At 61.5% G+C, this 12,276-nt stretch carries 15 protein-coding genes; 8 read left to right on the top strand and 7 right to left on the bottom strand.

Going from position 1 to position 12,276, the window contains the following annotated elements:
• Positions 1–3 precede the first annotated feature (3 nt).
• From ACE4RL_RS06965 to ACE4RL_RS06935, 7 genes are all read left to right on the top strand, one after another.
• The gene (locus ACE4RL_RS06965) at positions 4–1,404 is read left to right on the top strand and encodes a sigma-54 interaction domain-containing protein (protein ID WP_375599777.1); all 1,401 of its coding nucleotides are present in this window, start codon (positions 4–6) and stop codon (positions 1,402–1,404) included.
• 231 nt (positions 1,405–1,635) lie between these two features.
• Positions 1,636–2,415 carry a 3-hydroxybutyrate dehydrogenase gene (locus ACE4RL_RS06960; protein WP_375599776.1) on the top strand — a complete coding sequence of 260 codons (780 nt, stop codon included), beginning with the start codon at positions 1,636–1,638 and terminating at the stop codon, positions 2,413–2,415.
• A complete protein-coding gene (locus tag ACE4RL_RS06955; RefSeq protein ID WP_375599775.1) occupies positions 2,412–3,170 on the top strand; it encodes an ABC transporter ATP-binding protein in 759 nt (252 codons plus the stop codon). The genes ACE4RL_RS06960 and ACE4RL_RS06955 overlap by 4 nt, the downstream gene beginning before the upstream one ends.
• Complete coding sequence (locus ACE4RL_RS06950; RefSeq protein WP_375599774.1) at positions 3,163–3,900, top strand: ABC transporter ATP-binding protein; 738 nt, start codon at positions 3,163–3,165, stop codon at positions 3,898–3,900. Before ACE4RL_RS06955 ends, ACE4RL_RS06950 begins: the two co-directional genes overlap by 8 nt.
• 39 nt (positions 3,901–3,939) lie before the next feature.
• Complete coding sequence (locus ACE4RL_RS06945; RefSeq protein ID WP_375599773.1) at positions 3,940–5,136, top strand: ABC transporter substrate-binding protein; 1,197 nt, start codon at positions 3,940–3,942, stop codon at positions 5,134–5,136.
• Between the two features lie 97 nt (positions 5,137–5,233).
• On the top strand, positions 5,234–6,121 hold the full coding sequence (locus ACE4RL_RS06940) for a branched-chain amino acid ABC transporter permease (protein WP_375599772.1): 888 nt from the start codon (positions 5,234–5,236) through the stop codon (positions 6,119–6,121).
• A 46-nt stretch (positions 6,122–6,167) separates the two neighbouring features.
• Positions 6,168–7,103 carry a branched-chain amino acid ABC transporter permease gene (locus ACE4RL_RS06935; RefSeq protein ID WP_375600248.1) on the top strand — a complete coding sequence of 312 codons (936 nt, stop codon included), beginning with the start codon at positions 6,168–6,170 and terminating at the stop codon, positions 7,101–7,103.
• Positions 7,104–7,173: 70 nt separating this feature from the next.
• On the opposite strand, the gene trxC is transcribed toward ACE4RL_RS06935, so the two are convergent.
• From trxC to ACE4RL_RS06900, 7 genes are all read right to left on the bottom strand, one after another.
• Positions 7,174–7,605 carry a thioredoxin TrxC gene (gene trxC, locus ACE4RL_RS06930; RefSeq protein WP_375600247.1) on the bottom strand — a complete coding sequence of 144 codons (432 nt, stop codon included), beginning with the start codon at positions 7,603–7,605 and terminating at the stop codon, positions 7,174–7,176.
• 19 nt (positions 7,606–7,624) lie between these two features.
• Positions 7,625–9,385 carry a SulP family inorganic anion transporter gene (locus ACE4RL_RS06925; RefSeq protein ID WP_375599771.1) on the bottom strand — a complete coding sequence of 587 codons (1,761 nt, stop codon included), beginning with the start codon at positions 9,383–9,385 and terminating at the stop codon, positions 7,625–7,627.
• 57 nt (positions 9,386–9,442) lie between these two features.
• Positions 9,443–9,802, bottom strand: coding sequence for a beta-lactamase hydrolase domain-containing protein (locus ACE4RL_RS06920; RefSeq protein WP_375599770.1), 360 nt, complete (start codon positions 9,800–9,802; stop codon positions 9,443–9,445).
• An 80-nt stretch (positions 9,803–9,882) separates the two neighbouring features.
• Complete coding sequence (locus ACE4RL_RS06915) at positions 9,883–10,776, bottom strand: MBL fold metallo-hydrolase (protein WP_375599769.1); 894 nt, start codon at positions 10,774–10,776, stop codon at positions 9,883–9,885.
• A 22-nt stretch (positions 10,777–10,798) separates the two neighbouring features.
• On the bottom strand, positions 10,799–11,239 hold the full coding sequence (locus ACE4RL_RS06910; RefSeq protein ID WP_375599768.1) for a DUF6691 family protein: 441 nt from the start codon (positions 11,237–11,239) through the stop codon (positions 10,799–10,801).
• Positions 11,239–11,667, bottom strand: coding sequence for a YeeE/YedE family protein (locus ACE4RL_RS06905; RefSeq protein ID WP_375599767.1), 429 nt, complete (start codon positions 11,665–11,667; stop codon positions 11,239–11,241). The genes ACE4RL_RS06910 and ACE4RL_RS06905 overlap by 1 nt, the downstream gene beginning before the upstream one ends.
• Complete coding sequence (locus ACE4RL_RS06900; protein WP_375599766.1) at positions 11,667–11,885, bottom strand: DUF2892 domain-containing protein; 219 nt, start codon at positions 11,883–11,885, stop codon at positions 11,667–11,669. The genes ACE4RL_RS06905 and ACE4RL_RS06900 overlap by 1 nt, the downstream gene beginning before the upstream one ends.
• A 77-nt stretch (positions 11,886–11,962) precedes the next feature.
• On the opposite strand from ACE4RL_RS06900, the gene ACE4RL_RS06895 reads away from it, so the two are divergent.
• Positions 11,963–12,268 carry an ArsR/SmtB family transcription factor gene (locus ACE4RL_RS06895; RefSeq protein WP_375599765.1) on the top strand — a complete coding sequence of 102 codons (306 nt, stop codon included), beginning with the start codon at positions 11,963–11,965 and terminating at the stop codon, positions 12,266–12,268.
• Positions 12,269–12,276: the final 8 nt, after the last annotated feature.

Here is a 12,276-nt window from a genome sequence, read left to right as displayed (position 1 = left end):
GCCATGACCAACAAGCGTGCCCTGCCCAAGCCTGTCGCCACCGTGCTCGACGCCTTCGATTCGCTTGGCGACAGCTTCAAGGGCGCCATAACCGTGGATGCCGAGGCCAGGATCACCTGGATCGACGAGCGCTATCGCGACCTTCTGGGCATTCCCGCCGACGTGGATCTGGTGGGTCAGCCGGTTGAAAACACCATTCCCCATTCGCTGCTGCGGCGGGTGGTCGAGACGGGCCGGCCGATCCTGATCGACATCATGGCCTTCGACGACAAGCAGTTCGTCGTCTGTCGCCTGCCCCTGCGCAATGAACAAGGCGAGATCGAGGGCGCTGTCGGTTTCGTCTTCTACGAAGAGATCGATTATCTCGCCCCGATTCTCGAAAAATTCGAGACCATGCAGCGCCAGCTCTCCCGCGCCCAGGCCGCGCTTAATCGCGAACGCCAGACCAAATACTCACTGTCCAGCTTTGTTGGTGCGTCCGAGGCTGTGCGCGAACTCAAGACAATGGTGCGCCGCTATGCCCTGCGCGATGGCGCCGCCCTCATCCTGGGCGAGACCGGCACCGGCAAGGAACTCCTGGCCCACGCCATCCACCAGCAGTCCGATCGCGCCGATGGTCCGTTTGTGGCGGTCAACGTCGCCGCCATTCCCGAGCCCCTGCTTGAAGCAGAATTCTTCGGCGTGGCCCCCGGCGCGTTCACGGGCGCAGATCGCAAGCCGCGCAAGGGCAAGTTCGAGCTGGCACATGGCGGCACGCTGTTTCTCGACGAAATTGGCGATATGCCGGCGGCCCTGCAGGCCAAACTCCTGCGCGCCCTGCAGGAAGGCGAGTTCGAGCCGCTCGGCTCCAATACGGTCAAGAAGGTCGATGTCCGCATCATCGCCGCTACCTCCCAGCCGCTCGAGCAGAAGATTGAGGACAAGAGCTTCCGGGCCGATCTCTATTACCGCATCGCCGTCTTGGCCATCCATGTGCCGCCCTTGCGCGAACGGCTGGATGACATTGGCCTTATCGCCGAAGCCCTGCTCGAAACCATCCCGCGGCCACGCGATCAGCGCGGCTGGCTGATCACGCCCGAAGCCCTAGAACAGCTCACGCACTATTCCTGGCCGGGCAATGTGCGTGAACTGCGCAATGTGCTCGAGCGCGCCGCCGCCATGGCCCCCAGCGAAATCATTGACCTGGGACTGATCACCAAGGCCCTGCCCCCCGGCGCCCGGGAGCCGGCTGCCCCTGCTCCACCCATCGCCGACAACCTCGCCGAGCGCTTGGCATCTGCCGAACGCTCTGCCCTGATCGAGGCCCTGAATGCCGAGGGGGGCTCCAAAACCGCCGCGGCCCAGCGCCTCGGCGTCTCCCGCTCCCAACTCTACGAAAAGCTAAAGCGGCATAGTCTGGACTAGGGCGGCTCCATAGCGTGGGGCGGCACAGTCCAAGCCGCCCGTCATATGCGCTTCCCCACCACACTGTGTCCGAAAACCCGAACACCCCCTCCGGACTCTGTCCGACAATCCAGACAAACCTGCAACCAGCACGGCGCTAAAACCCCGCAAATCCGGGCTTGGCACGCTTCGTGCAGTGTTCTTCGCCAACAAGGCCAAAAAAGGCCAACGACAGGGTGGAGGCAAGGGATCGTGTCAGAGCGCGTTGCGCTGGTGACGGGATCGACGAGCGGCATTGGGCTCGCGATCGCGCATAAATTTGCTCAGATGAACTACCACGTGGCGCTCAACAGTTTTGAGCCTGCCGACGCCTGGACCACCCTGGTTGCCGAACTCGACGGCCTGGGCTCGGGCGAGATCGCCTATTTTCAGGCAGACTTGTCTGATGGTGCGGCTAGTCGCGCACTGGCCGAACAGGCAATTGCCCGCTTTGGCCGCATCGATGTGCTGGTCAACAATGCCGGGATCCAGAAGGTCGCGCCGATCGAGGAATTTCCCGAGGACGACTGGCAGCGCATCGTCTCGGTGAGCCTCGACAGCGCCTTTCACGCCATTCGGACCAGCCTGCCCGGCATGACCGAGCGCGGCTGGGGCCGGATCATCAATATCGCCTCGGCGCACGGCCTTCGCGCCTCCCCCTTCAAATCGGCCTACGTCGCCACCAAGCATGCGGTCGTCGGCCTCACCAAGACGGTCGCCCTCGAAGCGGCCGAAAAGGGCGTCACAGTAAACGCCATCTGCCCCGGCTATGTCTGGACCCCGCTGGTGGCCAAACAGGTCGCCGACCAGGCGCGGGTGCACGGCCTTTCCGAGGAAGACGTCATTCGCCAGGTGATTCTGGCGCCCCAGCCAACCAAGCAATTCGTGCAACCCGGGGAGATCGCCGAAATGGCCGCCTATCTCTGTTCGGACTGGGCGCGTTCCATCACCGGCTCGACCATTTCCATCGACGGAGGCTGGACCGCCAAATGAGTTCGCCCGACATCATCCTTTCCGCCCGGCAATTGACCAAGCGCTTCTCCGGCTTCACCGCCGTCAACAGCGTCGATCTCGATGTCGAACGCGGCACCATTCACGCGCTGATCGGCCCCAATGGCGCGGGCAAGACCACCTGCTTCAATCTGCTTACGAAGTTCCTGCAGCCCAGCGCGGGAAGTATCAAGTTCAATGGTCGCGACATTACCGGCCTGGCGCCGGCCGCCATTGCCCGGCTCGGTGTTGTCCGCTCATTCCAGATTTCGGCGGTGTTCCCGCGCATGAGTGTGCTGGAAAATGTCCGCATTGCCCTGCAGCGCCGCCGGGGCGACAGTTTTGACTTCTGGCGCAATCAGAAGGTGCTCAACGCCTATGACGCCGAGGCCCGCGAGCGCATTGAGGAAGTGGGCTTGAGTGACTTCATCGGCGAGACGGCCGGCGAATTGAGCTATGGCCGCAAGCGCGCGCTCGAAATCGCCACCACCCTCGCGCTTGAGCCGGAAATGCTGCTGCTCGACGAACCCATGGCTGGCATGGCGCAGGAAGACGTCAGCCGCATCTCGGCCCTGATCCGCCGCATCGCGGCCAAGCGCACCATCCTGATGGTCGAGCACAATCTGTCCGTGGTCGCCGACCTCTCGGACAAGATCACCGTGCTCGCCCGCGGCGAAGTGCTGGCCGAGGGCCCCTATGAAACCGTCTCCAAGGACCCACGGGTCATTGAAGCCTATATCGGAGCTGGTCATGGCTGACGCTGCCCGCAAGATCGATCCCGCACCAGCCGCTCATGCCCTCGCCGTCCGCGACCTCCAGGCCTGGTATGACGAGAGCCACATCCTGCACGGCATCAATTTCGATGTCGCGCCGGGCGAAGTGGTCACCCTGCTCGGCCGCAATGGCGCGGGCAAGACCACAACCCTGCGCGCCATTATGGGGCTGATTGCCAAGCGCACTGGATCAGTGCAGTTCGAAAACCGGGAACTCATTGGCTTGCCGGCACGCGCCATCGCCAAACTCGGCATCGCGTTCTGTCCCGAAGAGCGCGGCATTTTCTCCTCGCTTTCGGTCGACGAGAACCTGATGCTGCCACCAGTGATCAAGCCGGGCGGGCTGACGCGCGAGGACGTGCTCACTATGTTCCCGAATCTGCGCGAGCGCCTTTCGAGCCAGGGCACCAAGCTTTCGGGCGGCGAACAGCAGATGCTGGCTATTGCTCGCATCCTGCGCACCGGCGCCAAATTCCTGCTTCTGGACGAGCCGACCGAGGGCCTTGCCCCGGTCATCGTACAGCAGATCGGCCGCACACTGGCCACGCTCAAGAACCAGGGCTTCACCATCGTCCTGGTCGAGCAGAACTTTCATTTCGCCGCCTCGGTCGCCGATCGCCACTACGTGGTCGAGCAGGGCCGGGTCATCGACATGATCCCCAACACAGAGATCCAGACCAATCTGGGCAAGCTTCACGCCTATCTGGGCGTGTGAGGAAACCGGTCCGGGAGTGGACCCTAGGAGGAGAAGACCATGAACTTCAAAACTGCAACTCTGGCCGGCCTTGCGGCCATGCTGATGGCGGGTTCCGCCATGGCCGTCGACGTCAAGCTGGGCGTGCTCAATGACCGCTCCGGCATCTATGCCGACCTTTCGGGCGAAGGCTCGGTCGTGGCGGCCCGCATGGCCATTGAGGATTTCGACGCCGCATCCAAGGGCATCAATGTCGAGGTGATCTCGGCCGACCACCAGAATAAGCCTGACGTGGCCTCGACCATCGCCCGCCAGTGGTATGATCAGGAAGGCGTGGATGTGATCGTCGACGTGCCAACGTCTTCGGCCGCCCTCGCGGTCAGCGAGATCACCCGTGAGAAAGGCAAGATCTTCCTCAACTCGGGTGCCGCTTCAACCGACCTGACCGGCGCACAGTGCGCTCCCGGCACGGCACACTGGACCTACGACACCTATGCCCTGGCCAATGGCACCGGTCGCGCAATGGTCGAATCCGGCTACAAAAACTGGTATTTCCTGACCGCCGACTACGCCTTCGGCCATTCGCTCGAAGCCAATACCTCCAAGGTGGTCGAGGAAACCGGTGGCTCTGTGGTCGGCTCCGTCCGTCACCCCTTCCCCGGCACCGATTTCTCCTCGTTCCTGCTGCAGGCCCAGGCCTCGGGTGCAGACGTGATCGGCCTGGCTAATGCCGGCGGCGACACCGTCAACTCCATCAAGCAGGCAGCCGAATTCGGCATCACCCAGGCCGGCCAGGCACTTGCCGGGCTGCTGATTTTCATCACCGATGTGCATGCGCTGGGCCTTGAAACGGCGCAGGGCCTGGTGCTCACCGAAGCCTTCTACTGGGATCTCAACGACGATACCCGCGAGTGGTCGGCACGCTTCTCCGAAGAAATGGGCGGCTCCAAGCCAACCATGGTGCACGCCGGCGTCTATTCGGCCGTAACGCACTATCTCAAGGGCGTGGAAGCCACCGACAGCAAGGAAACCGAGGCGGTCATGGACTGGATGAAGTCCAACCCGTCGCAGGACCAGGTGTTCGGCGAAGGCTCGCTGCGTGAAGACGGCCGCCATCTGCACGACATGTACCTGTTCCAGGTGAAGTCGCCTGCAGAATCCACCGGCGATTGGGATTACTACAAGCTGCTCTCCACCATCCCGGCTGAAGTCGCCTTCATGCCGCTTGAAGACGGCGGCTGCGCGCTCGTCGAGTAGTTTCACCCCCCCTGGCGTCCCGGCTCCGGCCGGGGCGCCGCCCAATGTCGCCGGAGCGGTTCGGCAACTGCGGATCCGCGAAATTAGGTAAGAGAACATGTTCGAGCTCTTGGGAATTCCCCCACAAGCCCTGTTCGGCCAGCTCCTTTTGGGGCTGATCAACGGCTCCTTTTACGCCCTGCTCAGCCTGGGACTGGCCGTCATCTTCGGGCTGCTCAACATCATCAATTTCAGTCACGGGGCCCAATACATGATGGGCGCCTTCGTGGCCTGGATGGGCCTGACCTATCTCGGCATTCCCTATTGGGGAGCGCTGGTCGTGGTCCCTCTGGTCGTGGGAGCGACCGGCGTCGTGATCGAGCGATTGATGATCTCGCGCCTTTATCATCTCGACCATCTCTATGGCCTGCTGTTGACGTTCGGCCTGGCGCTCATCATCCAGGGTCTGTTCCGCAACGGTTTCGGCGTGTCGGGTCTGCCCTACTCCATTCCGCCCCAGCTTTCGGGCGGCACCAATCTGGGCTTCATGTTCCTGCCCAATTACCGCGGCTGGGTGGTGGTGGCCTCGCTTCTCGTCTGCTTCGGCACCTGGTTTGCCATCGAGCGCACACGCCTCGGCGCCTATCTCCGCGCCGCTACTGAAAACCCCACACTCGTGGGCGCCTTCGGCATCAACGTCCCCCGCATGATCACGCTAACCTACGGATTCGGCGTCGCTTTGGCCGCATTTGCCGGCGTGCTCGCCGCCCCGATCTATTCGGTCAATCCGAATATGGGCGCGGACCTCATCATCGTCGTTTTCGCCGTGGTCGTGATCGGCGGCATGGGCTCAATCCTGGGCGCCATTCTCACCGGCTTCGGTCTCGGCATCATCGAGGGCCTGACCAAGGTGTTCTATCCCGAAGCCTCCTCGGTCGCGATCTTTGTCATCATGGCCATCGTGCTGCTGGTCAAGCCGGCCGGCCTGTTCGGAAGGACCGCCTGAGATGAGTGTTACGACAGAAACCACCTATACCAGCGCGTCCCAGGCCATGCCCATCGGCACGCCGCGCCACCACATCATCATCTTCGCCGTCCTCCTGGGGCTGCTGCTGATCGCGCCTTTCGTGCTCTATCCGGTCTTCATCATGAAGATCTTGTGCTTTGCGCTCTTTGCTTCGGCCCTTAACCTGCTGCTCGGCTTTGGCGGGTTGCTTTCCTTCGGCCACGCCGCATTTTTTGGCTCCGCAAGCTATGTCACCGCCCACGCTGCAAAAGTCTGGGGCCTGACCCCGGAAGTAGCCATCCTGCTCGGCACAGTTGCCGCCGCGTTCCTCGGTCTTGTCATCGGGGCACTCGCCATCCGCCGCCAGGGCATCTACTTCGCCATGGTCACCCTGGCCTTTGCGCAAATGATCTTCTTCTTTGCCCTGCAGGCTCCCTTCACCGGTGGCGAGGACGGCATTCAGGCCGTGCCCCGCGGCGATCTGTTCGGCCTCATCCCGCTGGCCAACGACCTGACGCTCTACTTCGTCGTCCTAACCATCGTCTTTGGCGGGCTCCTTGCCATCTACCGCATCATTCACTCGCCCTTCGGTCAGGTCCTCAAGGCCATACGCGACAACGAGCCGCGATCGATCTCGCTCGGCTACAAGGTCAACCGCTACAAGCTGGCTGTCTTCGTCATGTCAGCATCTCTGGCTGGCATGGCGGGATCAACCAAGGCCTTGGTCTTCCAGCTCGCATCCCTCACCGATGTCTACTGGACCATGTCGGGCGAGGTCGTCCTGATGACCCTTCTGGGCGGCATGGGCACCATCTTCGGCCCCTTTGTCGGAGCCGCCGTCATCGTCACCATGCAGAACTACTTCGCCAGCTTCGGCGCCTGGGTAACGATCATGCAGGGCACCATCTTCGTGATCAGCGTGCTGCTGTTCCGCGAAGGCATCGTCGGGGTCATCTCGCGCTGGATCAAGAAGCCGCTCTAGACCTTGTAGTCCCCTCGATCGGCGCGCGGTGGCTCTGGAGCAATCGTGCGCCGATACTGGCTCTGACCAATTAAAGCCCAGCCTGTTCCTGCGCCCATTGCAAAATCTGGCGGGTCTGCATGGCCCCGGAGACCCGGCCGACTTCCTGGCCGTTTCTGAACATGATCATCGTGGGAATGCCGCGAATACCCAGCCGCGCGGCAAGTTCCTGGTTCTCGTCCGAATTGAGCTTGACGAAGCGCATGCCTGGCTCGCCTACCTTCGCGGCAGCCTCAAATTGCGGGCCCATGACCCTGCAAGGACCGCACCATGGCGCCCAGATATCGACCAGGACCGGGATGTCCGATCTGGCAATCTGCTTTTCCAGAATGGCGCCCGTCACATCGCGTGGCTGGCCATCGAACATGGGCTGGCCGCATTTGCCACACTTGGCCGAAGTTGCCAGACTGATCGCCGGCATCCGGTTGGTGGTTCCACAGTCAGAACAGACGACATGCGCCATCGCGGTCTCCAAACTCATATCATTGTGCGGCCAGCCCCGTCGGCGGATCCAGACTCCGGCCTTGGCCCGACAACGAACACTTGATCGCCGTCATGGCCTGATGCTGACTGAGATAGACTTGGCCGGATAGATTCTCCAGAAAATCGCTGCGCTTGAGCTTGTCCATTACCGGCCCCTTGACCTCCGAGAGGTGGAGGCGAACCCCAAGGTCCTTGAGGCGATGTTCTATCGCCTCAAGGCTTTCCAAAGCCGACATGTCGATCGCGTTGACTGCCGAGCACATCAACACCACGTCCGTCAGCCCCGCATTGGCGGTAACCTGGTTGATGACCAAGTCCTCCAGATAGCGCGCATTGGCGAAATAGAGGCTTTCATCCACGCGGATCGAAAGAACGCCCGGCACCGTTTCGACCTGATGGCGCTTAATGTTGCGATAGTGCTCGGTACCCGGCACTAGGCCAACCACGGCCGCATGAGGTTGCGACGAGCGATACAGAAAGATCAGGATCGAGGCGCCAACACCCAGCGCAATACCGATTTCGACACCGAGCAGCAGAGTGCCGGCCAGCGTACTCGCCACAGCCACGAAGTCAGCCTTGGAGTAGGACCAGGCGCGCCTAAGAATGGAAAAGTCCACCAGCGTCAGCACCGCGATAACAATGGTCGCCGATAGCGTCGCCTTGGGCAGGATAGCCAGAAAAGGAGTCAGCAATAGCGTCGCCCCGGCAATGCCAATGGCGGTGAACGCACCAGCGGCGGGCGTAGCCGCACCGGCATCAAAGTTGACGACTGAACGGGCAAATCCGCCGGTGACCGGATAGCCACCGCCCAAGGATGCCGCGATGTTGGATGCACCCAGGCCAATCAGCTCCTGGTTGGGCGAAATGCGTTCACGGCGCTTGGCAGCCAGGGTCTGGGCCACGGAAATGGACTCTACAAAGCCGACTATCGAAATGATCAGCGCGGGAACAGCCAGTTGCTGGACTGTGTCCAAGCTGAAACTGGGCAGTGACAGCATCGGCAGTCCCTGGGGCACCTGGCCGACCAGCGATACGCCCTTACCGCCAAGATCCATCAGTACCGACCACGCCATAGTCAGGAAAACGACCAGCACTGGCCCGGCACGCACAATTATGGTCGCCACCCCCTTGGGCACGCCAAATCGCGCCAGCCAGTTCTTGAGGTCCAGGCGGATCCAGAGCAACGATGCCAGAGCGACAAGGCCTACAGCCAGCGTATGGAAATTGACCTGCCCCAGGTGAGTGACGATCGACATCACCAGCTCCGGCATGGTGTGACCTTCGGTCTTGATCCCGAGCAGGCCACCGACCTGGCTGGTGGCGATGATGATGCCGGATGCGGTAATGAAGCCGGCAATAACTGGATGGGACAGGAAATTGGCCACGAAGCCCAGCCGGAACAACCCCATCAGGGCCAGCATCAAGCCGGACAGCATCGCCAGAATGATGGCGGCGCTGGCATAGTCAGCCGATCCTTCGGCAGCCAGGCGCCCGACGGCTGTCGCCGTCATCAGCGAGACCACGGCCACCGGGCCGACTGCGAGGGCCGAGGATGTGCCGAAAATCGCATAGGCGATCAGCGGCAAAATAGAGGCATAAAGACCCACTTCCGGTGGCAGGCCAGCTAACAAGGCATAGGCCAGCGATTGCGGGATCAGCATGATGGTGACGATGATCGCGGCGATGAGGTCGCTGGTCAGCGTCTGGCGATTGTAGCGGCTGCCCCAGTCAAGGATCGGCAAATAGGTCTTGATGTTCATGGTCCGTCCGGTTGCCCTTTACCCGCCGCAGAGCGGCGCAGGGGCAAAGCAATGAGGTCAGCGGCTCAGCGTGGCGTAGAGGCTGCCGGCGCGAGCGCCGGAACGGCAATAGCCGAGGGCGGGCTTGGGCAAGTTCTGCCAGGCGTCGTGGAAGCGGATGATCTGCCCCTCGCCCAGAGCACCGGAGACTGGGATGTGGACGATCTGGATACCCTCGGCCTCGGCTGCGCGGGCAACATCGTCGAAGCCGGGCTGGCCGAACTCTTCATTGTCCGGGCGGGCGCAGACAATGGACTTGTAGCCGGCCTCTGCGACGGCCTTGATCTGCTCCGGCGTGATCTGGCCGGTCACGGCGAAATTGTCATCGATTTTGCGGACATTCATGGTGTTGGCTTTCGATTTGAAGAGTGAAAACATTGGAGATCTCCTGGCAGCGCTCCTCCCTTCGATTGCGACGAAGGAAGGAGCCTGTTGGGTGACGCAGCTTGGAGCTGCGTTCACAGGCCGTTGAGGGGGACTTTGAGAAAGCTCTTGCCGCTTTCGTCCTTTGGCGGGAGTTGCCCGCCACGCATGTTCACTTGGAGCGAGGGAATGATGAGCTTGGGCATGGCAAGCGTGGCGTCGCGCTCTTCTCGCATCTTGACGAAGGTATCTTCGTTCGTGCCGTGGCCAACATGAATATTGTGGTCGATCTCGTCACCCACCGTGGTCTCCCACTGGATGTCGCGACCGTTCGGGCCGTAATCATGGCACATGAACAGGCGCGTTTCGCGGGGCAGCGACAGCACCCGCTGGATCGAACGATAGAGAGTGCGCGCATCGCCGCCGGGGAAGTCGGCGCGAGCTGAACCGCCATCGGGCATGAAGAGGGTATCGCCAACGAAGGCGGCATCACCAACCACATGCGTCATGCAGGCCGGCGTATGACCGGGCGTGTGCATGACGTGGGCTGTCAGACCCCCGATCTGGTAGCTGTCGCCATCGGTGAACAGGCGGTCGAACTGGCTGCCATCGCGCTGGAATTCGGTGCCTTCATTGAAGATCTTGCCGAAGGTGTCCTGTACGACTGTGATGTTCTCGCCGATGCCCAGCTTGCCCCCGAGCTTCCCCTGGATGTAGGGGGCGGCCGACAGGTGATCGGCATGGACGTGAGTTTCGATCAGCCATTCAAGCTTGAGATTGTGCTTCTCGATGAAGGCAATGATCTCATCCGCCCCGTCATAGGTGATGCGACCGGCGGCGTAATCGATGTCCATAACCGAGTCGACAACGGCACAGGCTGCCGAGTTAGGGTCCTTGACCACATACGAGATGGTGTTGGTCGGCGCATCGAAGAATGCGCTGACCTCTGGCTTGACCGAGAGATCGGTCGTGAACGGAATAGTGCTCATTTCGAACTCCTTTGTAATTGCGTTAAACGATTTGCGCGGTGCGCTGTTCCAGCGCGACCCGAATGGTGCGGGCGGCAAAAATTCCGGCAAGCATGGCGCCGACAAAGGCCCAGGCCGAGGCTTCGCCCAGACCCAAAGCCGGAATGGCGCCGCCTGGGCAAAAGCCGGAAATGCCCCAGCCGACACCGAACACCGCCGATCCGCCGAGCAGAGGCAGGTCGAGCTTGCGGCTGGTGGGCAGGTGGAACCGGCCCTCGAGCACGGGCTTTTCGCGCTTGAGAACGAAGCGATAGCCAATTGCGGTCACCAGCAATGCACCACCCATGACGAAAGCCAGTGACGGATCCCAGGTCCCGGCCAGGTCAAAGAAATTGAGCACCTTGGCGGGATTGGCCATACCCGAGAGGGCAATGCCGGATCCAAAGATGAGACCGATCAGGCCGGCAAGAAGGATGCGCTGCATCAGAAACCCCCGATGAGATGGCGGATAACAAAGACAGTGAGAAAGGCTGCGGCCATGAAGGTGGCTGTGGCAGCGATGGAGCGAGGCGAGAGACGCGCCATGCCACAAACGCCATGCCCGGAGGTGCAACCGGAGCTGAAATAGACTCCGCCGCCGACAATCAGGCCGCTGATGATAACCCAGGGCAAGGGCACGGGGCTGTCGTAGCCGATAGCGGTTTGAGACACGCTTAGGATGAGCATCGGCGCAACGATGGCACCGGCAACAAAGGCGGCGCGCCAGGCCCAATCGCTGGACACCGGAGGCAAGAGGCCGGACAATATCCCGGTCATGCCGGCAATGCGGCCGTGAAAAGCCATGAGCAGCACTGCAGACAGGCCGATCAAGACGCCGCCAAACAGCGACGCCAGAGGGGTAAACTCAGTCATCAATGGGAAACCTTGCGGGTGGAGAGACGAAAAAGAGCGTAGAGGGGGCAGAACCGCACAAGGGCGGTCATTACCAGCACAAGGCCAACCAGCACGGCTCCCCACTGCAGAACGGGCGAGGCGGCAAGTGGCAGGGCCGGCACGAAAGCCAGAACGACCAGGGCCACACCTGCAATGATGCGAACAATCCGGTCGATGGAGCCAACATTGGCGTGCATCACAAACTCCTTGAAAATTGCCCGGAAAAGGGCGACAAGACCAACTATCGAACATTCGTATATACGAGTTTGCTAATATGCTCAATATCGAAATGAAAAAGATGGAGCAGAATGCCGATCGGGCATCTCAGCTCCTCACAGCCATGGCCAATCCAAAGCGATTGTTGATCCTGTGCAATTTGCTCGACAGCGAACTGAATGTGAGCGAACTGGCCGAGCGCATTGATCTTGGCCAGTCGCCCTTGTCCCAGCACCTTTCCAAATTGCGTGCCTGGGGCTTGGTCAAGACGCGCCGGGAAGGGCAACAGATCAACTACACGCTGGCTTCAGACGATGTGCGCCAGGTCCTGATGACGCTCTACAACATCTACTGCGCCTGCTAGGCGGGCCA

This window comes from Devosia polycyclovorans (assembly GCF_042181575.1).
In the GTDB taxonomy this organism is placed as follows: Bacteria; Pseudomonadota; Alphaproteobacteria; order Rhizobiales; family Devosiaceae; genus Devosia; species Devosia polycyclovorans.
This window is presented reverse-complemented; position numbering and strand designations above follow the sequence as displayed.